The organism is Myceligenerans indicum (assembly GCF_016742955.1).
GTDB classification, from domain to species: domain Bacteria; phylum Actinomycetota; class Actinomycetes; order Actinomycetales; family Cellulomonadaceae; genus Myceligenerans; species Myceligenerans indicum.
In genome coordinates this window covers 75829-96355 of the sequence record NZ_JABBYC010000003.1, presented here as the reverse complement: position 1 = coordinate 96355, position 20527 = coordinate 75829, and the positions used below count along the sequence as shown (strand labels likewise).

Here is a 20527-nt window from a genome sequence, read left to right as displayed (position 1 = left end):
ATGATGTGCCCATGAGAATCGGAGAGGCCGCCCGCCGCCTCGGAGTGGCCGTGCACGTCCTGCGCCACTGGGACGACGAAGCCGTCGTCGTCCCCGACCGCGCTCCGTCGGGCCACCGCGACTACACGGAGGAACACCTCCACCGCCTACGGGTGCTGCGCGCCTGCCAGGACGTCGGCATGAGCCTGCCGGAGATCCGACAGGTATTGCACCGGAGCGAACCCGAGCGCGCCGACGTGATCGAGCGTCAGCTCCGGCGAGTCCGGACGCAACGCGCACGGCTCGAAGCCGCCGAACGGTTCCTCGTGCACGTCGTGGACTGCGAGCACGACCTGCTCACCAGGTGCGAGGCCTGCACGGGCTACGCCGTCGGCGTCCCGCTGCGGCCACCACCACACCGGACGCCGGCCGGGCCGGACCCCACCACCCCGCACCGCAGTACCGTTGCGGGGTGACCACCCCACACCCGCCCGCCTCCCCGAACAGGCCCCGCGTCATCGCGACCGACCTCGACGGCACGCTCCTGCGCTCCGACGGCACCGTCTCCGACCGGTCCCGTGAGGCGCTCGCGGCCGTCGAGGCCGAGGGGATCGAGGTCGTCTTCGTCACCGCGCGCCCCGCGCGGGCCCTCGGACACCTGGCGGACCTGGTGGGCGGACACGGGCACGTCATCTGCTTCGGCGGGGGAGCGGTCTGGGACCTCGACAGCGACGAGGTCATCGAGTCGTGGGGCTTCGTGGACGACGTCGTCGGCTCGCTCGTCACCGAGCTGCGCACCACACTGCCCGACGCCGCCATGGTCGTCGAACGCGTCAGCGGCCCCGCCTACGACCCCGGCTTCGTCGCCTCGCCGAACTTCGCCGAGCCCGGCATCACGGCCGCGCACCGAGCCGTCCACGTCGAGCACACGCTCGGCCGGGACCCCGTCCTCAAACTGATCGCGCAGTCCCGGGTCACCGAACCGGACGAGCTGCAGGACGTCGTCGGACGGATCGCCGAGGGCCGGGCGAACCTCGCCTACTCCGGTGCCGTGGGCCTCGCCGAGCTCAACCCCCTGGATGTCACCAAGTCCGCGACGCTCGAACGATGGTGCGCCCGGCTCGGCGTCCTCGCGCACGACGTCTGGGCGTTCGGCGACATGCCGGTGGACCTGCCGATGCTGAGCTGGGCCGGCCGGGGCGTCGCCGTCGCCAACGCGCACAAGGACGTGCTGGCCGGCGCGGACGACGTCGTCGGCTCCAACGACGACGACGGCGTGGCCACCGCCCTCGAGAAGCTCCTGGCGGACGGCTGACCGACGGCGGCGGCGCGGTGTGCCCGCCGCCCGGGCCGTGTCAGGCCGCCCTGACAGGACGCGGGTTGCGTCGCGCCACCCGCACGGTGTCCCACGCCAGGACGGCGATCGCCGCCCACACGAGGGCGAACCCCGCCCAACGCGCCGGCGGCATCTGCTCACCCAGTACCAGCACGGCCACCAGGAACTGCAGCGCCGGGCCCAGATACTGCAGCATCCCCACCACCGAAAGCGGCAGCCGCCGCGCCGCCGCACCGAACAACAGCAGCGGCAGCGCCGTGATGAGCCCCGCCGAGACCAGCAACAACGCATGCCCCACGCCATGCGACCCGAACGTGTTCGCGCTCCCCAGCCAGATCAGATACCCCGCCGCCACCGGAGCCGCCAGCGCCGTCTCGACCGTCAGCCCCGGAAGCGCCCCCACGGAACGACCGGTCCGGTTCTTCACCAGTCCGTACACCGAGAAGGACAACGCGAGACAGACCGCGATCCACGGCAGCCCGTGCATCCCCGTCGCGATCACCGCGACCGCCGCCAGGCCCAGGCCCACGGCGACCCACTGCACCGGCCGCAGGCGCTCGCGGAGCACGAGGACCGCGAGCAGCACCGTCACCACCGGGTTCAGGAAGTAACCGAGCGCGGCGTCGAGCACCCGCTCGGTCAGGACGCCGTACACGTACACGGTCCAGTTCGTGACGATCAGGGCCGAGGCGATCCCGAGGGTGCCCACCAGGCGCGCGTTCGTGACGATGGGTCGCAGCTCGCCCAGGGTTCGTGTCGCGAGCAGGGCCAGCAGGCAGAACCCCAGGCTCCACAGGATCCGCTGCGCGATGATCTCGATCGCCCCCGCCGGCTCCAGCAGGGGAAAGAAGAGCGGCATGCCGACGCCCCAGAAGAGGAACGCGGCGATGCCCAGCGGAAGACCCCAGCGGTCGCCGCCGGGTACCGCGTCGCCCCCAGGCACCGCGTCGCCGTCGGCGCTGCCCGACGGCGGCCGGTCCGGCCCGGCGGTGCGGCGAGGGTTCGTGGATGCCCCGTCGGGGGCGGTCGTGCTCACCCGGCCACGATAGGACGCGGGCCGAACGATGCGGGCCGGCAGCTCTGTGAGGGTGATCACCGGCGAGGACGCGATTTCCGATTTCCTGTGCGGGCCCGGACAGGTTAGTGTTGCTCCCGCACCACGGCGGGTTACCCGAGCGGCCAAAGGGGGCTGACTGTAAATCAGCTGGCACAGCCTACGGGGGTTCGAATCCCTCACCCGCCACCGTGGAATGAGCCGGGACATCATCGGATGTCCCGGCTCATTGCTTTGTCACGATGCTGCCCGCGCGGGCCGGTTCGGCGGGCCACGAACGGGCGCCGCGGCGTACCGGCGGCTTCGGTGCGAGGCGTGGCTCGTTCAGGGGGTGCGGAGCGGGGCCGGGACCACCAGGACCGGCACGTCGGCGAGTTCGAGCACGTGGCGGCTCACCTGCCCGATGTAGGGCTCCCCGGGGCCCGTGCGGTCGCTGCGGCCGATCACGATCAGCTCGGCGGGCCAGCCGCGTACCTCGGACAGGATGCCGCGTGCCACGGCTTGTCCCGTGACGAGCCGTGGGTCGGCACGGACTCCGGACCGGTCCGCGATGGCGAGGACGTGCCGGAGCAGCGCGTCCGCCTCCGCGCCCCGCCGCGCGGTGCCCGCGGCGTCCACGGGTTCCCGGGCGCCGCGCAGCGGATCGCCGGTGCGGTCGGCGCGGACGTGCACGATCCGCAGGGCGGCGCCGAACTGCACGGCGGCGGTGACCGCCGCCCGTGCCGCGGCCAGCGCGGCCGGTGAGTCGTCAACGGCGACCAGGATCCTGGCGATCAATCCGACCACTCCCTCCGCCGGTTCCGGAGGCCCAGCGAAGGCGGATCGCGTCGGCACGCTCGGCCTCCTCCAAAGCCAGCTCCGTGCGCGTGAGCTCGGCCCGCAGGCGGGGAATCCAGTGCCGGCGCAACGCTCTGGCACGCGCTCGTGTCGTGTCCACCTCCTGATCGACGGTCCGCACGGCCGCGAGCGCGGCGGCGTACTGCGCGCCGGCCTGCACCGCCCGACGATGTGCTGCCCGAGCGTGGACGACGGCGGCATTGCCGACCACCACGGCAGCTCGGTCGCTGCCGGGCAGGTCGCACTCCGCGCGATCGGGGTAACGCACTCCCATCACCACGGTCCACCCGAAGCGCACCTGCGCCGTCGGTGCTCCGCTGGCCAGCCGGAACGACCGGCGGCCGCCGGCCAGTCCGGCCCGCAGCGCCCAGCGCCGGGCCTCGGCGGCGCAACGGGTCCAGTCGTGACGGGCGTCCTCCAGCTGGATGGCGAGCCGCTGCTGGGTCGCCAGGAGGATGCGCAGCTTGCGTTCCAGCAGCGACACCCCCCGATCGGCGAGTGCGAGCCGGTCGCGCAGCCACAGCCGGCCCGTACGGCCGGGCGGCACCCGCAGCTGGGCCATCATTCCGCCCTCCGCTCTCCGGCAGGTCCGGTCTCGTGGGCATCCAGCAGTTCGCCGGGCAGCATCGCCAGCTCACGCCGCGGCAGCCGCAGCAGCACCCGCCACGCCCGCTCCAGCGTGTCGTCCAGGTGCCGCGTCTCGTCGGGGCGCTGGTCGACGAACTCGCGTACGTAGGCGTCGTCGAGCTCCAGGTAGTGCCGGTCGGTCTGGCTCAGTGCCCCCATCCCGATGAGGTCGGCCAGCTCGCGGACCTGCCGGGCGCGGGACAGCGCCGCGAGCAGCTGCCCCGAGACCGCGAGGTGGTCGTCACGGGTGCGGTGCGGGCCCGCACCGTGGCGCATCAGCCGGGACAGCGAGCTCAGCGCGTCGACGGGCGGGTACGCGGCACGGGCGTGCATCTCGGGGGAGAAGACGATCTGTCCCTCGGTGATGTAGCCGGTCAGGTCCGGCACGGGGTGGGTGATGTCTCCGCCGGGCATCGTGAGCACCGGAAGCACGGTGACGGATCCCTCCTGCCCCTTGACCCGCCCGCAGCGCTCGTACAGCGACGCCAGGTCGCTGTACAGATAGCCGGGGTAGGCGCGCCGCGCCGGGATCTCTCCCCTGGCGGCGGACACCTCGCGCAGGGCCTCGGCGTACGACGTCATGTCGGTCAGGACGACCAGTACGTGCCGTCCGCCGGAGAAGCCGAGGTGCTCGGCGACGGTCAGTGCCAGGCGCGGGGTGAGAATCCGTTCGATCACCGGGTCGTCCGCCGTGTTCAGCAGCAGCACCAGCTCTCCGGCAGCGCTGCGTTCCTCGAGGACGTCCCGGATGAACGCGGCATCGGCATGGGTCAGGCCCATTCCCGCGAACACCACGCTGAACGGTTCGCCGCCGGCGGTCGCCTGCGCGGCGATCTGGCCCGCCAGCGCCAGGTGTGGCAGGCCCGCCAGGGAGAACACCGGGAGCTTCTGGCCTCGGACCAGGGTGGTCAGCCCGTCGATGGCGGACACCCCGGTCAGCACCGGTTCCGCCGGGGGGTCGCGCAGGGTCGGGTTGAGCGGGTACCCGCTCACCGGGGCGAGACGGCGCCCCGTCACCGGCGGGCCGCCGTCCAGCGGTTCGCCGCGCCCGTTGCAGACCCTCCCCAGCCAGCCCTCACCCACCGGGACGTGGAGCGGTCTCCCGGAGAAAGCCACCTGGGTGCTCGACGGGTCGAGTCCCGCGGTGCCCTCCAGCACCTGGACGACCGCGAGGTCACCGTCCACCTCGAGCACGATGCCGTGGCGCCGTGCCCCGGAGTCGAGCTTGACGAGCACGTACTCGTCCCACCCGACGCCGGTCACCCCGGAGACGACGAGCAACGGACCGCGCAGCTCGCGGACGTCGGTGTAGTCGATCCATCCCGCGGTGCTCACACCGTCTCCAGCTCCGCGAGGCGCGCCAGCATCGCGTCCCGCCGGCGGGCGGCCGCGGTGGTGTCCTGGGGGCCGGACTCCTCTCGGGCACGGATCAGCGGGCCGAAGTCCAGCTCCTCGACGACCGTCGCCGGTGTCCCGGAGGCGACCACCTCCTGGCAGCGGTCCACGACCGTGAGGACGGCGTCCAGCAGCGCGGCCGTCTTCGGCTCGCCGCAGAACCCGTCGTTGGTGGAGAGCGCGCTCTGCTGCAGGACGGCCTCGCGCAGCAGGCGTCCGCCGAGGACGGCCATCCGTGCGTGCCCGGGCAGCGCGCCGACACCCATGAGCTCGGTCAGGGCGGTCAACCGGTCCGACTCCGCCAGGAGGCCGACGGCGCGGCCCCGGCGGCCTGCCCAGCCCGGATCTCCCGTGCGGGCGTGGGTCGCGCCGACGGCCCCGGCATCCCGGGAGAACGACGCCGACCAGGACACCGCCGGGTAGTGGCGGGAGTACGCGAGGTCGCGGTCCAGCGTCCAGCGGCAGCGCACGAACCGCTCGGTGTGCGCCGTGACCGGCTCGGTGAGGTCGCCGCCCGGGGGTGACACCGCGCCGAGCACGGTCACCGAAGCGTCCTGGCCGCCGAGCGTGCGAACGGCACCGGCCCGCTCGTAGAAGGCCGCCAGCGCCGACGGCAGTTCAGCCGGATAACCCTCTTCCGCGGGCAGCACGCCGGTACGAGAGGAGAACTCGCGCAGTGCTTCCGCCCAGCGCGACGTCGAGTCCGCGATGACCACCGCGTGATAGCCCATGTCCCGGAAGAACTCGGCCACCGTGACGCCAGTGTAGATGCTCGCCTCCCGCGCCATCATCGGCATGTTCGACGTGTTCGCGATGATCACGGTGCGGTCGGCCAGCCGGCCGCCCGTGCGCGGGTCGTTCAGCTCGAGCAGGTCGCCGACGATCTCGGCCATCTCGTTGCCGCGCTCGCCGCACCCGACGTACACGATCACATCGGCGTCGCACCACTTCGCCAGCTGTTGCAGCAGTACCGTCTTGCCCGTGCCGAACCCGCCCGGAACCGCCGCCGTACCGCCCAGAGCCACCGGGAACAGCAGATCGAGCACCCGCTGACCCGTGTGCAGTGCGGTGGCGTCCGTCCTCCGTCCGGCCGACGGGCGCGGGCGGCGCACCGGCCAGCGTGCGGCGACCGTGACGGGGACGCCGGACACCGTCGCGACGGCTGTGTCGGCGCCGTACCTCCCTTCCGGGGCGACGGTCTCGACGGTCCCGGCGACGCCGGGCGGCACCAGGACGCGGAACTCCACCGGGCCCGTTCCGGTCACGACCCCCACCACCGACCCCGCCGACACCTGCTGACCGGCGGACATCGCGGGCCGGAAGGGCCACGTCCGCCCCCCGAGCCGGCCGTACGCCCCCGGCGCCAGCCAGGTCGCGGCCGTGGACAACGGCCGGAGCAATCCGTCGAAGACACCGCCCAGCAGCCACGGTCCCAGCTCGGCGGACAGCGGATGGCCCCGGGGCACCGCCACGTCCCCGGGCGCCAGTCCTCCGGTGTACTCGTAGGCCTGCACGCTCAGCAGGTCGTCCCGGATCGCGACGATCTCGCCGGGCAATGCGTGCGGCCCCAGCGTGACGAGGTCGTTCATCGCCACGGGCAGGGACGTCCGCACCTCGACCAGCGGGCCGGCCACGCGGCTGATCCGCGCCTGCCCGGTCACACGGACCACAGTCCGTCCAGCTCGGCACCGAGTCCGTCGCAGGCTCGCCCCGTGAGCGTGGCCAGCGTGAGGTCGAGCCGTCGGCCATCGGCCGTGGCGACGACCCCGCCACCCGGATCCTCCCGTACGTCCGCCTCCGGTCCCAGCTGCCGGCGAGCCACCTCCGTGAGCGTCTCGCGCAGCGCCGGGTAGCCAGGGCCGTCGCGCAGCCGCAGGCGTACGGCCTCCACGGCCACCGTGCGCAACTCGTCGTGCGCGGCACGCCGCGCGGCCAGCTCCTCGGCCCGGCCTGCCCGCCGCGCCCGGACGCGGTTCGCCTCGGCCGCGGCCTCGGCCTGCGCGTGCCCCTGGGCGCGCGCCCGGTCCACCACCTCCCGAGCCTGCGCCGCGGCCGACTCCCGGGTGCGGCGCGCGTCGGCCTCCGCGTCCGCGCGAGCCCGGGCGGCGTCGGTGCGGGCCTGGCGCAGCAGTTCGGACCGCACCGGCTCGAGTGCGGCCCGCGTCCGCTCCGCGCGTGGCCGGATCATGACGGCAGCACCGCCGTCAGCGGATGCTCGGCGGGCGGCTCACCGGCCAGCGCCGCCGCAGCGTTCGCCGTGAGGATCACCAGCTCGACGGCCTCGTCGAGGCCACGCCACGCCGAACGCACCTCGTCGGGACCATCGGCCGGCAGCACGCGCACCCCGGCCAGGCCGAAGCCCTGGATGTCCACCATGGCCCCGATCGCCGCGATGCCTCCCATCGTCAGGCCTGCTGGATGAGGATGACGGCGACGATCAGGCCGTAGATCGCGATGCCCTCGGCCAACCCGACGATCACCATCGCCCGGCCGAACAGCTCGGGGCGCTCGCTGAGCGCGGCCAGCGCCGCCGCGCCCGTGTAGGCGACGGCGATGGCGGCGCCGATCGACGAACCCGCGACCGAGATGGCAGCGCCCAGCAGTGCCGCCCAGTTGCCGGCGGCCGCGGGCGTGGTCGCCGCGTGTGTCGTGGCCGCCTCCACGGGGCCACCCGTCAGGGCGACGACCACCACGGCTGCCGCCGCGAGCAGCAGGACGGCGTTCGCTGCCAGGAACAGCCGCACCGCGGGACGCCCACGACGCCGTAGCAGCACCGTGGCCAGCACGGAGCCGACCACGAGGACGGGAAGGGCGGCAACCCAGACGATCATGGTGCATCCTCCAGCGTCGACAGGGGCACGTGCCACGGACGGAAGGGCGTCCCCTCCGTGGTGAAGACCCGGGAGAACAACTCGTAGAACTCGAGCCGGAGCGCCTGCACACCGGCCACCAGCGCCTCGAGCGTGAACGTCACGATGTTGCCTGCCACGAAGACCACCACCGCACCCACGATCCCGAGCCACCCGAGCCCCGCGAGTGCCACGGTGCCCTGCCAGACCACCCAGCCCAGCGCGGCATGCGTCATGCCGAAGGCGGCCAGGCGTGCGAACGACACCAGGTTCGAGCCGAGCCGGACCACCACGTCGAACAGTCCGACACCAGTCTGCACGACCCCGGTCGGACCGCCACCGGACTCGGCGTACAGGCCGGCCGCGGCCAGGACCAGGCCTGCGACGGCGACGATCACCCCGCCGCCGATCAGGGCGCTGCTGCCGGCGAGCCCTCCACCCACGATCCCGCCGATCCCCACGAAGACGGCGCTGCCGGCGATGCCCGACGGCGCGTACAACGCCAGGCGTGCACCGCCCTCCCGCCACCGGTTCACCGTCCCGACCGCGTAGGCGACACCGAGCAGCACCGCTCCCACGCCGATGGCCACGGCGAGGAGTTGCAGCGGATCCTCGAGCGGGTGCAGCCACAGCACCGGCAGTACGCCCGTGGGGCCGAAGAACTCTCCGTACAGCGCGCCGAAGCAGGTGGCGGCGAGCCCGGCTGCCGCGACGAACGCCCATGCCTCCCGCAACCGGGCGAGCGGCCTCGGCCGGCCGGCCCGCATGAGGCCCGCCAGCACGAGCAGCAGCAGGCCGTGGCCGGCGTCGCCGAACATCATCCCGAACATCACCACGTACGCGATGCCCGCGCCGACCGTGGGATCGACGTCGGCATACGGCACGGTGCCGTAGGTGCGTACCAGCGGGGCGAACGATCGGCGGACGGCCCTGCCGCCGGCGAGCAGAGTGGGGGGCGTCGCTCCCTGTGGCACGGGGATCGGGGCCAGGGCGCCGCCCAGCGGCGCGATCCGCTCGGCCAGCGCCGGAAGTTCCGGCGCGGGGCACCAGCCGGTGAGCGCCGCGACGTTACCCCGGCGGACCGCGCGCGCGGTGTATCCGGCAAGCTCCACCTCACCGGCGAGCAGGTCGGTTCTCGCGGCACGTTCCAGGGCGTCCAGATCGGGGGGCCCGGCGGCGAGTCGTGCCGGGGCGTCGGAGTGCGGCAGCCGGTGCAGCCGCCGCGCCGCGGGATCGTCGGTCTCCTCCTCGCCGGCCGTCGTGTCCAGCTGCACGACACCCGCATCGGCGACCTGCACCAGGACCGCTCGCAGCCGGTCGGGCACCGCGACGAGTGCGACGCGTTCCATCCGGACGGGTCCGATCGTCTCAGACGACGGCATCGTAGGCCTCCAGCGGTTCGCCGCCGTGCGCGGCGAGCTCCAGCGCGGCCCGCAACCGCCGGGCGTCCACCGCGAGCAGCGCGACGACACCGATCACCGCGGACGGATCGAACCGGGGCGTCCGGCGCAGCCGCTGGGCATCCCGTTCGACGTGCGTCCACCATCGTGCCTCCGCCGTCCACAGGTCGGCCACGGTCTCGACCCCGGACATGCTCCAGCGCGCGCGGGTGGGCAGCCGTGTCGTGAACTCGCCGAGGGAACGCGCGGCGACCGCGCTCGCGCCGAGCACCCGTGCGGCGCGCCTGCCGGCGGGCTCGCTCAGCGGGGCGTCGTCGAGGAAGCGGTGGCGTGCGACGAGCAGCGCCGCGCCGCCGGCGGCCCACGCGGCCGCCGCGGGTACCGCGGAGCGGACCCGATCGGCCCAGCCGAGCCACACCGCCACGGCGATCGCCTCGGGCGTGCCCGCGCCCGGATCTCCCCACGGGGAGTCGGCCAGGGTCGATCGCAGCTCCGCCGTCGAGGTGGTGGCCGCCAGCCGGTGCCAGGCCAGCGACAGCGCGCCCAGCCGGTACGGCTCCTCCGCCCGGAGCCCGGCCAGGGCGCGCGCGTGCTCGCACACGTTGGCGGCCTCGAACCAGCCGGCCAGGACGCGCAGCGCCTCCGATCCCGCGCGGGGCTGCCAGCCGGCCAGGACACGCAGGTGCCACAGGAGAGCCGCCGCGATCCCGTGCTGGGCCTGCGCCAGGTCCTGACCCGGCCGGACCTCTCGTTGGTAGGGGCCGTCGGCAAGTGCGTGCAGCACCCGGTCGAGAGAGGACGACGTCGCCATCTCACGTGCGCGCCGCGAGCCGACCCGGCGATCGAGCAGTGCCGCGGCCCGCACGTTGCCGGCGATCCACGCGACCGTCATGCCGGCCTCGCACCGGGCGGCCGTTGCTCCCGGGCCAGCGTCTCGATCAGCTCACCGACCTCGGCGACCACCCGGTCCACGTAGCGCGGCATCCGTTCGGCGACACGTGTACGCAGCTCGTCGGCACGGACGTGCGCGGCGGCGGTGGCAGCGGCGACCTCGGTGTCGGCGGTCCGGCGTACGCGTGCCGCGACGTCGGCCCGGACCTCGGCGGAGCGCATCCGGGCGCGGTCCGCGGTCGCTGCCGCTTCCTCGGCCGCCTGCCGCCGGATCCGCGCGGCGTCGTCGGCCGCAGCGGCACGGATCCGCGCCGCCTCCGTCTCCGCGTCATCCAGCAGCCCGAGCACCGGGGCGAGCTCGGCCTCCGTCTCGGCGACACGGTCCGCGGGCACTCCGCGGCGGGCCGCCGCGCCGGGCGTGCCGGCCGGGCGGAACCGGTCGAGGAAACTGCGCCACGACGGCATGTCACCACACCGGCCCGTGCCGGGCGCGGATCGGTCGGGAAGGCCGCATCACAGTCTCCGCTCTGACGCCGTGCGCTCAGATTTCCAGCGTGACCCGGTCGCCGGAGGGCCGTCAAACGGTGGCAGCCCCGCGCAGGTCAGTGAGGAGCGACAGAGCGGCTCATGTCACATCCGATTCGATTTCGCTCCAGGCCCGAGGACATGTAGAGTCTTCCTCGCTGCCCCGATAGCTCAGTCGGCAGAGCGTCTCCATGGTAAGGAGAAGGTCAAGGGTTCGATTCCCTTTCGGGGCTCTGTGAATTGGCGCGGGGTCGCCCACCGGAATACGGGTGGGAGGCCTCGCGTTCGATCACGTGCGGCGGGGTAGCTCAGATGGTCAGAGCGCACGACTCATAATCGTGAGGTCGCGGGTTCGATCCCCGCCCTCGCTACCGCCTCCGCCCGGCGCTGGTCGCCGGGCGGAATCCGTAACACATCATCCGCACACATGGCGCCTCCGTCGAGGCGCGAGAGGTGAGAGCCATGGCCAGCAAGAGCGCTGACGTCCGCCCCAAGATCACGATGGCCTGCGTGGACTGCAAGGAGCGGAACTACATCACGAAGAAGAACCGCCGGAACAACCCGGACCGGCTCGAGATGGCGAAGTTCTGCCCGCGCTGCGGCAAGCACACGTCGCACCGCGAGACCCGCTGACCCAGCGGCAGGATTCCACCGACGGAGCTGTCACGTGGCGAACCCCGACTTCCAGGGCCGTGAGTACCCGGCCACCGCTCCCTACTCCGTAGGACGCGAGAAGATCCGCGAGTTCGCCGAGGCCGTCGGAGCCACCGACCCCGCGCACCATGATCTCGTGGCGGCGCGGGGTCTGGGCTATCCGGACCTCGTCGCGCCACCCACCTTCGCGGTGGTGATCGCCCAGCGTGCCGAGAGCCAGTACGTCTCCGACCCGGAGGCGGGGATCGACTTCTCGCGTGTGGTCCACGCCGATGAGCGCTTCACGCACCACCATCCGATCGTCGCCGGAGACGAACTCGTGACGGTGCTGCACGTCGACTCCGTCACCAGTCGCGGCGCGCTGTCGATGGTCACCACCCGGTGTGAGATCTTCGCGACGTCGGAGACGGGTTTCGGCTCAGACACCGTTCCGGGCACACCCGTCGTCACGGTGACCTCGACGCTCGCCGTCCGCGGGGAGGACGCATGACCGCCCGGACCGAACAGTCGCACGAGCCGTCTGCCGTCGCGCGCCCGCGACTCGGCGCCCTCGCCGTGGGCGACCAGATCGGCACCCGCACCGTCGAGCTCGACCGGTCGCGCCTCGTGCGCTACGCCGGCGCCAGCGGGGACTTCAACCGGATCCACTGGGACCAGGAGTTCGCCGAGGGCGTCGGGCTCCCCGGCGTCATCGCGCACGGCATGCTGACGATGGGCAGTGTCGTCGGCCTCGTCACCGAGTGGGCCGGTGACCCCGGCGCCGTCGTCGACTACACGACCCGTTTCTCCCGCCCCGTTCCCGTGCCCGCCGACGGCGTGGCGACGGTCGAGGTCAGCGGAAAGATCGGCGCGATCGACGTGGAGGCAGGCACCACCCGCGTGGACCTGACGGTCACGTTCGAGGGCGCCAAGGTGCTCATGAAGACCCAGGCGGTCGTCCGGCTCGACGGCTGAGCCTCTCCGCCCGCGCACGCGGCTCCACGCGCGCACGTCCCGCCGGCCCGTGGCCGGAGCACGGCAGCCTGCCCCCCCCGGCCATCGCATGCATCGTGTGCCATTCCCCGATGACGTGCCCTGGATGACCTGTTCCGTCCGGTCACCGACGCGCCGTCGGTACCGAACCAGGGACAGTTCCGGTGAGGAGGCCGCGGGGGACATTCACGAACCCGCAGGAGTTGTCGGATGGATCGTTCTCCTTCTTCCATATAGATTCGTGTCGCGATCTGATGCTCTCGGACCCATCCGTCCGGCCGACGAGAGGAACGTTCGTGACGCACCTTCGGCGCACCACGGCACTGATCGCCGCCGCCGTCCTCGCGAATGCCGCGGCAGTCCCCGCCGCCGCGGCGTCCACCGGGCCGGCGAGCAGCGAGCACGAGGTCTCCCGGAGGCAGGCCGTCGACGACGGCCTCACCGGACCCGGATCGCCGCCCCGGCCGCGGGACGCATCGAGCCGGACGGCGGAGCTCTCACCAGGATCCGCGGCAGACAACGCAGAGTGGGAGGTCGCCGCCTCGCGCATGAACGACTCCGAAGCCTTCGCCGGGCAGGCCCACGAGGCACTTCGCCCCGGGACGGGTGCGATCACCCCCGCCGGTGAGGCAGCGATCCTTGAGGGCGATCCGGCTCTCGGCCCCGAACGAGGTGAGGCGGTGAGGCCTGCGGCAGGGGCCCTGCCCGACTGTCCTGCCGCACTGGACTGCGAGTGGCTCCCCGCTCCGTACCAGAAGGACGACCCCGACGCCCCCGGCGACACCACCGCCTACGGCAATCACGACCAGGCCGAGCGCACCGGCGAGGGTGGGCCGAGCCTGAACTACATCGTCATCCACGACACCGAGGGCTCCTACGAGAGCTCGGTGGACCTGGTGCTCGACCCGGAGTACCTGGGCTGGCACTACACGATCCGGTCCGGCGACGGCCACGTCGCCCACCATGTCGAGAACGACGACATCGGCTGGCACGCGGGCAACTGGTACCTGAACACGCACTCGATCGGGATCGAGCACGAGGGCTTCGCGGGAACGGCGGGCTGGTACACCGAGGAGATGTACCGTTCCTCCGCGCGGCTGGTGAAGTACCTGGCGCGGCGCTACGACATCCCCCTCGACCGGGCGCACATCATCGGCCACGACCAGGTCCCGGGCATTCTTGAGGGATACACCCGGAACGTGCACTGGGACCCGGGTCCCTACTGGGACTGGGACCACTACTTCGAGCTGCTGGGCGCGCCGATCGGCGGCCACAGGCCTGCCACGACCCACGTCTCGGCGGGCGACGTCGTCGAGGTGCGGACGGGCTACGCCGACAACCCGCAGCAGGTCACGGGCTGCGGGCCGGCCTCCCCAGGGAGCGGCCCGTGTGCCGACGGCGCCGGTACGAACTTCCTGTACCTGCACCAGGAGCCGTCGTCGGACGCGCCCCTCGTCCGCGATCCCGGGTGGAAGCCCGGCGGCGCCGACGGCAGCACGGACGCGAGCGACATCAGCGCTCGCGTGCAGTCCGGTCACAAGCTCGTGGTGGACGAGGTCGAGGGGGAGTGGCTCGGCGTCTGGTGGGCGGGCGCGAAGGCGTGGCTGCACAATCCGGCGTCGCGTCCTGTCGTGGTGCCGACGACGGCGCCGACCGTCACGGTCGCGGGTGGCACGCCCGCACCCGTCTACGGCCGCGCCTATCCGGAGCCGGAGGCGTACGCCCCGTACCCGGGGATCCCGGTGCAGACCGTCGGTGCCCTGGAGTACGAGATCGGCGTCGGCCAGAGGTACGCGGTGTCCGAGACGGACGTCGTTCCCGACTACTACCGCGCCACCACCTTCGACGGGACGGGCGCCGATGACCGCACCGACGTGCTCGGGGAGTCCCGGTACCACCAGGTCTGGCTGGCCCACCGGCAGTTCTTCGTGAAGGCGGACGACGTCGTACTGCACGGGCCGGGCGACGAACCGGGCCGGGACGACAACGACGAGGAGAACACCGACGACGGCGACCGGATCACCACCACCCACTGGTCCGGGCACCGGGGGCTGTCCGAAGGGGCCCGGGAGAACCTGCGGCCCGGCGCGGGTGGAGCGCTGCGGATCCGGGGGACGGGACCCACGGTGGAGTACACGGACCCGCACGGCGACGGAACCCCGGTCGAGTACGAGACGGGTACGTGGACGTCGCCCGTGGTGGAGCTCGGCTACCCGGTCGACGAGTCGGTGACCTCGTGGAACGCGACCACACCCACGGGGACGTGGATACAGGTCGAGTTCCGCGGGCGCAAGGACGACGGCACGTGGACCAAGTGGTTCGTCATGGGCCGGTGGGCGAGCGGCAGCGACTTCGCCCCCGCCGACGGCTCCGTGGGTGACATCCACCGGACCTCCGTCGACGGCCAGCACGACGAGGACGCCCGCCTGTTCACGGACACCTACGTGGCCAGGACCGGCCACGAGCCCACGGCGTTCCAGACCCGGGCGACCCTGTACCGCCCGGCGGGCTCCACCGCGTCGCCGCGTCTCGCGTCCGTGTCCACCATGACCAACGAGTACCTGCCGGACGGGCGCTACGAAGGCACCAGCGAGTTCACCCTGGACCGTGCGGTCGAGCTCGACGTCCCGCAATACAGCCAGCTCACGCACCTCGGCGAGTACCCCCAGTTCGGTGGTGGCGGTCAGGTGTGGTGCTCGCCGACGTCGACCACGATGGTCATGTACTCCTACGGGAAGAAGCACGAGGTCCCCGCCGCACTGCTCGAGGACATCGAGGCGCCGGCGGGCGACCCCCAGGTGGACCACGCCGCGATCAACTCCTGGGACTACGCGTACGGCGGCGCGGGGAACTGGCCGTTCAACACGGCGTACGCGCACCGGTTCGGCCTGGAGTCGTTCGTGACGCGCCTGCGTTCATTGGCCGAGGCCGAGAGGTTCGTCGCGGCCGGAATCCCGCTGGTGGTCTCGGTGAACTTCGCGCGGGAAGAGATGCCGGAGGCCGGCTACGCGACCGACGGCCACCTGCTGACGATCGTCGGGTTCACGGCCGACGGCGACCCGGTGCTCAACGACCCGAACAGGGCCACGAACGAGCAGGTCCGCGTGGTCTACAGCCGCGAGAACTTCGAGCGCGTGTGGCAGACCTCGACCGATGGGCTCACGTACGTGCTCCACCCGCACGCCGTGAAGCTCCCGCCGAACACCCCGGGTACGACGCGCAACTGGTGAGCGGTGCCCGACGCTCGGCCGGACCCGGTGCCACGGACCGTCATGCCGCGGGCTTCGCGGCAGCGGGCTCCCTGATCACGGCCGAGACCGTCAGGCCGAGGACCGCCGGGACCGTCAGGACCAGGATGGCAAGCCGGTATCCGGTGTGGTCTGCCAGGAAGCCGATGAGCGGCGGGCCGATGAAGAACGCCGCGTAGCCGATCGTCGACACGGCGGCCAGGCGCATCGGCGCATGCTCCGGGTCGTCCGACGACGCGGACATGCCCATCGGGAAGCCGAGGGCCGCACCCATGCCCCACAGCGCCACACCCACCAGGGCAAGCCACATCCACGGCACGAGTGCGAAGACCGTCACGCCGATGATCGCGAGCAGCATGGTCACCCGAAGCATCGGGACCCGCCCGAACCGATCGATGGCGCGCGTGCCCGCCAGTCGCATGACCGTCATGAACACGAGGAACACGGCCAGCCCCACCGCGCCGGTGCCGTTCGTCACCCCGAATCCGTCCACGACGGCGAGCCCCACCCAGTCGTTCGCGACGCCCTCCGTGAGCGCCGCGGCCAGCACGACGAGACCGATCGCGAGGGTGCGTGGCTCACGCCACGCCCCGAGCATCCCGCGCAGCCCGGTGTGTGTGCTGTCCGACGGCGTGGCGGTGGCAGGATCCGCGTACATGTCCGGGCCCTGGGACAGGTCGTGGCCCGAGGAGTCGCTGCCGGCGGCACGCACGGCCGACTCCGGGAGGAAGGCCGGCACGGATGCGATGACCGACGTCAGTGCCACCACTCCGGTCGCGATCAGGTGCCACTGCAACGGCATCCCGAGGAATGCGACTCCGGCGCCGATCCCGGCACCGACCACGGTGCCGAAGGAGAACCCCGCGTGGTAGTGGGGCATGATCGACCGGCCGAGCTGCTTCTCGACGGCTGCGCCCTCCAGGTTCATGGCGGCGTCCCACACCCCGGCGCCGATGCCCATGAGGATCATCCCGCCGCGGACGACCAGGTCCTGTTCCCAGAATGCGCCGAATCCCGCCAGTGCGATTCCCGTGGTCATCACCACGGCGAAGCCGAGCACAGTGCGTGCGGTGCCGATCCGCTGGACGATGATGCCGGACAGGGGGAGTGCCGCGACCGATCCGACGGCTGCTGTCAGGAGCAGGAGGCCCATCTGGTGTTCGGACAGGCCGAGATGGTCCCGGACGGCAGGGAGACGGGACGCCCAGCTCGCGAACGCGAAGCCGCTTGCGGCAAAGACGACGAAGACGGCGCGGGACGCTGCGTTGACGGAAGGCACAGGATATTCTCCCGCGAAACGATACGGTCCGTGAACCGATTTCCACGCGTGAGGGAGCAGTAGATGAGCCGGCAGTCCGGCAGCAAGCCGACCTTGGCCAAGGTCGCCGAGCGTGCGGGGGTGTCGGTGTCGACGGCCTCGCTCGCGTTCTCGGGCTCGGGTCCGATCACCCCGCAGACCAGGGACCGTGTTCTGGCGGCCGCCAAGGAACTCGACTACTCGGGGCCCAACCCGCTGGGCCGTCAGCTGCGTCAGGGCCGTTCCGGCATCGTTGGCGTCGTCATCGGTGACCAGCTCGGCCGGTCGTTCCGCGACCCGGTGGCTGTGCAGGTGATGCACGGCCTGGTCTCGTCGATCGGTGAGCAGGGACTGGGCGTGCTCCTCATCCCGGGTGAACCGCAGGGTGCGAAGGCGCCCGCGGTGGGTGGGCTCGGCGATGCGCCGGAGGGTGTGGTCGCCGTCGACCCGCTGGTGGAGACCGCGGCGATGGACGTCGCGGTGCTGGTGTGGGGAGCGCTCCCGGACGACCCGACGATCGCCGCGTTGCAGCGGCGCGGCGTGCCGATCGTGATCGGCGAGGGCACGAAGATCGACCACGTACCGGTGGTCGCGATCGACGACCGTTTCGGGACGGCTGAAGCGGTGCGGCATCTGGTGGATCTGGGCCACACCCGGATCGCGGAGATCACGATGCCGTTCGGGCGCGGCGAGCGGTCCGGGCCCGTCGATGCCGAACGTCTCGAGCAGGCCGACCGGACCGCCACCCGCAACCGCCTGGCCGGCGTGCGGGACGTGATCCAGCCGGTGATGTCGTGGGAGACACCGGCGTCCCTCGTGGAGCACGGTCGCGATGCGGCCACGGAGATCCTGGGGGAGTGGGCACCGGCGAGCGAACGCCCCACGGCGATCGTGGCGCACTCCGACCTGCTGGCGGCCGGTGCGGTCATCGCTGCCCGCGAGCTGGGGCTGCGCGTCCCCGAGGACGTCTCGGTGGTCGGATTCGACGGGCTCGACCTGCCGTGGCTGTCGCCCGACGTGCTGACGTCGGTCAGCCAGCCGCTCGTGGAGAAGGGACGCGCGCTCGGCGCCGCCGTCGCGGCGGTCCTGGCCGACGAAGATCCGCAGGACGTCGTGCTGACGACGACGTTCCAGGAGGGGACCACGACGGGCCCCGTGCCGGAGCTCTGAGAGCAGGCGTTCCGGCCCGCCTTCCTGGTCCGCGGACCGGGAAGGCGGTCAGAGGGCGACGCCCACCAGGACCGGTTCCGGGTCCAGGGTGATCCCGAAGCACTCCCGGACACCGTCACGGACAGCTCTGGCCAGCGCGACCAGATCCTCGGCACGTGCGCCGCCGCGGTTGGTCAGTGCCAGCGTGTGCTTCGTCGACAGCCGTGCCGGGCTGTGCTCGCCGACCAGGCCGAACCCGGGTGCGAATCCGGCATGCTGGATCAGCCAGGCGGCGGACGTCTTGACATGGGCGGGGTCGACGGACGCCTCCCGGCCCGGCTCGGCGGTACCGCGGACCGCGAACCGCGGGGCCCCGGCCGGCAGCCGCTCCGCCAGCCCGACCGGCACGATCGGATTCGTGAAGAACGACCCGGCGCTCCACCGGTCGTGGTCCGGCGCGTCCGGGTCGTCGAGCACCATTCCCTTGCCGCTGCGCAGCTCCAGCACCGCGTCACGGACGTCCCGGGACGGTACCCGGTCGCCCTGCTCGGCGCCGAGCCTGCCGGCGAGCTGACTGTAGGCGATGGGGCCGGACAGCGTGCCGAGCCGCATCTGGAGCGTGACGTCCAGGACGATGTGGCGGGGAGTCGGGTACCAGGGCGCCAGCGGATCCCCCTCGCCCTCCTGGCGGCCCGCCGCCTGCATGGAGCGCTTCAGGATCGAGGTCCGGTACCCGAAGCCGAGCTCGCTGTTCGTCAGCGTGCGCACACGCCCTTGCGCCCTGTCCCACACCCGGACGCTGGCCAGCGTCGACGCGACCTCCTGGCCGTAGGCGCCGATGTTCTGCACGGGCGCGGCGCCGACGGTTCCCGGGATGCCCGACAGGGCCTCGATGCCGTACCAGCCGGCATCGACCGCCTCCCGCACGAGGTCGTCCCAGCTCTGTCCGGCGGGCGCGGACACGACCGCCCCGCCGCACGCGTCCTCGGACGCGACGTCGAGGCCTCTGCGCACGTCGCGAACCACGACACCGTCGAACCCCTCGTCGGCGACGAGCAGATTCGAGCCGCCGCCGACGACGAGGAGCGGCGTCCCGGTCTCGTCGGCGGCGCGCACGGCGTCGAGGAGTTCCTGCTCGGTCGTGGCCTCCACGTAGGAGACGACGGGCCCGCCGACCCTCAGCGTGGTGAGGTCGGCGAGACTCGGGACGACGGCACTGTGCGGGAGCACGTCCTGGTCTGCGGTCACCATGCAAGCCTATCTACATGGAGCTCGAAGATTGTGCACATCTTCGACATGCGGCGGGTGAAGTCCGTCGAGTTCGTGGGAACCATTTGTATGTCTCGTGCGTGTGCCCCTGGTAGTCCATGCTGGTGGCGGGAGGTGACCATGCGACGAGTGGCTCGCACGCTGTTCACGCTCGTGATCTTCGCCGTCGTCGCCGGGTTGCTCGTCACCGTCGGTCTGCCCAGGCTGCGTCAGGTCCTCGAACTCGACCAGCCGGCGGTGATGGACCCGTTCGTCTGGCGCCCCCAGGGCGCCGGGGAGTCCGGTCCGCGCCCGCGCCTGGACGGCGTCCCGATCCCGGACGTTCCCGAGGACGCCGGGCCGTCGCGCGTGCTGCCCGCCGTGGACCCGGGCCCGGGCGGGCCCTATGCCTTCGAGTACGAGACCGCAGGCGGGACTCCGGTGCTCCACGACCCGTGCCGTCCTCTGCACTACGTGGTGCGTACCGAGGGGATGCCCGCGGCCGTGCTGGTCGAGATCCGCGATGCGGTCGAGCGGGTGCAGGAGGCCAGCGGCCTGCGGCTCGAGGAGGACGGCGCCACGAAGGAGGGGCCCACCGGGGACCGTGCGCCGGTCCAGCCGCGAGAGTACGGAGACCGCTGGGCGCCGTTGCTCATCACGTGGGCCGGGGCCGACGAGGTCCCCGCGCTCGAACCCGACGTCGCCGGGCTCGGCGGGGCGACGATGGTGACCATAGACGGAACCCCGCGCCTGGTCACCGGGGCGGTCACGCTGAACGAGGACGTCCTGGGCCGCTGGCTCCACCTGCCGGGAGGGCGGGACTACGTGGAGACGGTCGCGCTCCACGAGCTCGGGCACGCGCTCGGGCTGGACCACGTCGACGACGCGACGCAGATCATGTACCCGGAAGGCTCGCTCGACGTCCGTGAGCTGGGGGACGGGGACCGGGAGGGCCTGGCGCTCGCGGGCCGCGGGACGTGCCACACGGACAGCTGAGGGCAGCCGCGGACCCGTCTGCTCCGTCGCCCGGGGACGCCCACGGTTCGGTGCCCGACGACCTGGCTCC

At 72.6% G+C, this 20527-nt stretch carries 21 protein-coding genes and 3 tRNA genes; 11 read left to right on the top strand and 13 right to left on the bottom strand.

The window, feature by feature from the left end; genetic code table 11:
- Nucleotides 1-11: 11 nt before the first annotated feature.
- Entirely contained in the window at nucleotides 12-455 is a 444-nt protein-coding gene (locus HGK34_RS03825; protein ID WP_201845241.1) for a MerR family transcriptional regulator, read from the top strand.
- Nucleotides 452-1294: an HAD-IIB family hydrolase gene (locus HGK34_RS03820; protein ID WP_201845240.1), complete on the top strand. Its 843-nt coding sequence runs from the start codon at nucleotides 452-454 to the stop codon at nucleotides 1292-1294. Before HGK34_RS03825 ends, HGK34_RS03820 begins: the two co-directional genes overlap by 4 nt.
- 40 nt (nucleotides 1295-1334) lie before the next feature.
- Here the strand turns inward: HGK34_RS03820 and rarD are convergent, their stop codons facing one another.
- Entirely contained in the window at nucleotides 1335-2351 is a 1017-nt protein-coding gene (gene rarD / locus HGK34_RS03815; protein WP_307815720.1) for an EamA family transporter RarD, read from the bottom strand.
- 125 nt (nucleotides 2352-2476) lie between these two features.
- Between rarD and HGK34_RS03810 the strand changes: the two genes are divergently transcribed.
- Nucleotides 2477-2558: transfer RNA gene (locus tag HGK34_RS03810), tRNA-Tyr, on the top strand.
- Nucleotides 2559-2693: 135 nt separating this feature from the next.
- Here HGK34_RS03810 and HGK34_RS03805 read toward each other — a convergent pair.
- The 10 genes from HGK34_RS03805 to HGK34_RS03760 are packed head-to-tail and all read right to left on the bottom strand — an operon-like array spanning nucleotide 2694 to nucleotide 10833.
- On the bottom strand, nucleotides 2694-3146 hold the full coding sequence (locus tag HGK34_RS03805; RefSeq protein WP_201845239.1) for a universal stress protein: 453 nt from the start codon (nucleotides 3144-3146) through the stop codon (nucleotides 2694-2696).
- The gene (locus HGK34_RS03800) at nucleotides 3118-3771 is read right to left on the bottom strand and encodes a V-type ATP synthase subunit D (RefSeq protein ID WP_201845238.1); all 654 of its coding nucleotides are present in this window, start codon (nucleotides 3769-3771) and stop codon (nucleotides 3118-3120) included. Before HGK34_RS03800 ends, HGK34_RS03805 begins: the two co-directional genes overlap by 29 nt.
- Nucleotides 3768-5168, bottom strand: coding sequence for a V-type ATP synthase subunit B (locus tag HGK34_RS03795; RefSeq protein WP_307815718.1), 1401 nt, complete (start codon nucleotides 5166-5168; stop codon nucleotides 3768-3770). The genes HGK34_RS03800 and HGK34_RS03795 overlap by 4 nt, the downstream gene beginning before the upstream one ends.
- Nucleotides 5165-6889 (bottom strand): V-type ATP synthase subunit A, encoded by a 1725-nt coding sequence (locus HGK34_RS22440; protein WP_201845237.1) that lies wholly within the window; start codon nucleotides 6887-6889, stop codon nucleotides 5165-5167. The genes HGK34_RS03795 and HGK34_RS22440 overlap by 4 nt, the downstream gene beginning before the upstream one ends.
- Nucleotides 6886-7416, bottom strand: a complete 531-nt coding sequence (locus HGK34_RS03785; protein WP_201845236.1) for a hypothetical protein — start codon at nucleotides 7414-7416, stop codon at nucleotides 6886-6888. The genes HGK34_RS22440 and HGK34_RS03785 overlap by 4 nt, the downstream gene beginning before the upstream one ends.
- Nucleotides 7413-7631 (bottom strand): V-type proton ATPase subunit F family protein, encoded by a 219-nt coding sequence (locus HGK34_RS03780; RefSeq protein WP_201845235.1) that lies wholly within the window; start codon nucleotides 7629-7631, stop codon nucleotides 7413-7415. Before HGK34_RS03780 ends, HGK34_RS03785 begins: the two co-directional genes overlap by 4 nt.
- Nucleotides 7632-7633: 2 nt before the next feature.
- Nucleotides 7634-8059, bottom strand: coding sequence for an ATP synthase subunit C (locus HGK34_RS03775; protein ID WP_201845234.1), 426 nt, complete (start codon nucleotides 8057-8059; stop codon nucleotides 7634-7636).
- The gene (locus tag HGK34_RS03770; protein WP_201845233.1) at nucleotides 8056-9426 is read right to left on the bottom strand and encodes a V-type ATPase 116kDa subunit family protein; all 1371 of its coding nucleotides are present in this window, start codon (nucleotides 9424-9426) and stop codon (nucleotides 8056-8058) included. Before HGK34_RS03770 ends, HGK34_RS03775 begins: the two co-directional genes overlap by 4 nt.
- Nucleotides 9427-9445: 19 nt before the next feature.
- Nucleotides 9446-10369 (bottom strand): hypothetical protein, encoded by a 924-nt coding sequence (locus tag HGK34_RS03765; RefSeq protein ID WP_201845232.1) that lies wholly within the window; start codon nucleotides 10367-10369, stop codon nucleotides 9446-9448.
- Complete coding sequence (locus HGK34_RS03760) at nucleotides 10366-10833, bottom strand: hypothetical protein (protein WP_201845231.1); 468 nt, start codon at nucleotides 10831-10833, stop codon at nucleotides 10366-10368. Before HGK34_RS03760 ends, HGK34_RS03765 begins: the two co-directional genes overlap by 4 nt.
- A gap of 220 nt (nucleotides 10834-11053) precedes the next feature.
- Between HGK34_RS03760 and HGK34_RS03755 the strand changes: the two genes are divergently transcribed.
- From HGK34_RS03755 to HGK34_RS03730, 6 genes are all read left to right on the top strand, one after another.
- Nucleotides 11054-11126, top strand: a tRNA-Thr gene (locus HGK34_RS03755).
- 64 nt (nucleotides 11127-11190) lie between these two features.
- Nucleotides 11191-11264, top strand: a tRNA-Met gene (locus tag HGK34_RS03750).
- A gap of 91 nt (nucleotides 11265-11355) precedes the next feature.
- Nucleotides 11356-11526 (top strand): 50S ribosomal protein L33, encoded by a 171-nt coding sequence (gene rpmG / locus HGK34_RS03745; RefSeq protein WP_123815762.1) that lies wholly within the window; start codon nucleotides 11356-11358, stop codon nucleotides 11524-11526.
- A gap of 34 nt (nucleotides 11527-11560) precedes the next feature.
- Nucleotides 11561-12037, top strand: a complete 477-nt coding sequence (locus tag HGK34_RS03740) for an FAS1-like dehydratase domain-containing protein (RefSeq protein ID WP_201845230.1) — start codon at nucleotides 11561-11563, stop codon at nucleotides 12035-12037.
- The gene (locus HGK34_RS03735) at nucleotides 12034-12501 is read left to right on the top strand and encodes a MaoC family dehydratase (RefSeq protein ID WP_201845229.1); all 468 of its coding nucleotides are present in this window, start codon (nucleotides 12034-12036) and stop codon (nucleotides 12499-12501) included. Before HGK34_RS03740 ends, HGK34_RS03735 begins: the two co-directional genes overlap by 4 nt.
- 314 nt (nucleotides 12502-12815) lie before the next feature.
- Nucleotides 12816-15749, top strand: coding sequence for an N-acetylmuramoyl-L-alanine amidase (locus tag HGK34_RS03730; protein WP_201845228.1), 2934 nt, complete (start codon nucleotides 12816-12818; stop codon nucleotides 15747-15749).
- 40 nt (nucleotides 15750-15789) lie between these two features.
- On the opposite strand, the gene HGK34_RS03725 is transcribed toward HGK34_RS03730, so the two are convergent.
- On the bottom strand, nucleotides 15790-17046 hold the full coding sequence (locus tag HGK34_RS03725; protein WP_201845227.1) for an MFS transporter: 1257 nt from the start codon (nucleotides 17044-17046) through the stop codon (nucleotides 15790-15792).
- 63 nt (nucleotides 17047-17109) lie between these two features.
- On the opposite strand from HGK34_RS03725, the gene HGK34_RS03720 reads away from it, so the two are divergent.
- Nucleotides 17110-18234: a LacI family DNA-binding transcriptional regulator gene (locus tag HGK34_RS03720; protein ID WP_201845226.1), complete on the top strand. Its 1125-nt coding sequence runs from the start codon at nucleotides 17110-17112 to the stop codon at nucleotides 18232-18234.
- A gap of 48 nt (nucleotides 18235-18282) precedes the next feature.
- On the opposite strand, the gene HGK34_RS03715 is transcribed toward HGK34_RS03720, so the two are convergent.
- The gene (locus HGK34_RS03715) at nucleotides 18283-19461 is read right to left on the bottom strand and encodes a UDP-N-acetylmuramate dehydrogenase (RefSeq protein WP_307815717.1); all 1179 of its coding nucleotides are present in this window, start codon (nucleotides 19459-19461) and stop codon (nucleotides 18283-18285) included.
- A gap of 150 nt (nucleotides 19462-19611) precedes the next feature.
- Between HGK34_RS03715 and HGK34_RS23430 the strand changes: the two genes are divergently transcribed.
- Nucleotides 19612-20457 carry a matrixin family metalloprotease gene (locus tag HGK34_RS23430; protein WP_201845224.1) on the top strand — a complete coding sequence of 282 codons (846 nt, stop codon included), beginning with the start codon at nucleotides 19612-19614 and terminating at the stop codon, nucleotides 20455-20457.
- Nucleotides 20458-20527 lie beyond the last annotated feature (70 nt).

Excerpts from the sequence above, each read along its gene's own strand:
- HGK34_RS03770 (WP_201845233.1), bottom strand. The coding sequence starts at position 9,426 with ATGGAACGCGTCGCACTCGTCGCGGTGCCCGACCGGCTGCGAGCGGTC.
- HGK34_RS03720 (WP_201845226.1), top strand. The coding sequence starts at position 17,110 with ATGAGCCGGCAGTCCGGCAGCAAGCCGACCTTGGCCAAGGTCGCCGAG.
- HGK34_RS03785 (WP_201845236.1), bottom strand. The coding sequence starts at position 7,416 with ATGATCCGGCCACGCGCGGAGCGGACGCGGGCCGCACTCGAGCCGGTG.
- HGK34_RS03765 (WP_201845232.1), bottom strand. The coding sequence starts at position 10,369 with ATGACGGTCGCGTGGATCGCCGGCAACGTGCGGGCCGCGGCACTGCTC.
- HGK34_RS03825 (WP_201845241.1), top strand. The coding sequence starts at position 12 with ATGAGAATCGGAGAGGCCGCCCGCCGCCTCGGAGTGGCCGTGCACGTC.
- rpmG (WP_123815762.1), top strand. The coding sequence starts at position 11,356 with ATGGCCAGCAAGAGCGCTGACGTCCGCCCCAAGATCACGATGGCCTGC.
- HGK34_RS03735 (WP_201845229.1), top strand. The coding sequence starts at position 12,034 with ATGACCGCCCGGACCGAACAGTCGCACGAGCCGTCTGCCGTCGCGCGC.
- HGK34_RS03780 (WP_201845235.1), bottom strand. The coding sequence starts at position 7,631 with ATGGGAGGCATCGCGGCGATCGGGGCCATGGTGGACATCCAGGGCTTC.
- HGK34_RS03775 (WP_201845234.1), bottom strand. The coding sequence starts at position 8,059 with ATGATCGTCTGGGTTGCCGCCCTTCCCGTCCTCGTGGTCGGCTCCGTG.
- HGK34_RS03760 (WP_201845231.1), bottom strand. The coding sequence starts at position 10,833 with ATGCCGTCGTGGCGCAGTTTCCTCGACCGGTTCCGCCCGGCCGGCACG.
- HGK34_RS03800 (WP_201845238.1), bottom strand. The coding sequence starts at position 3,771 with ATGATGGCCCAGCTGCGGGTGCCGCCCGGCCGTACGGGCCGGCTGTGG.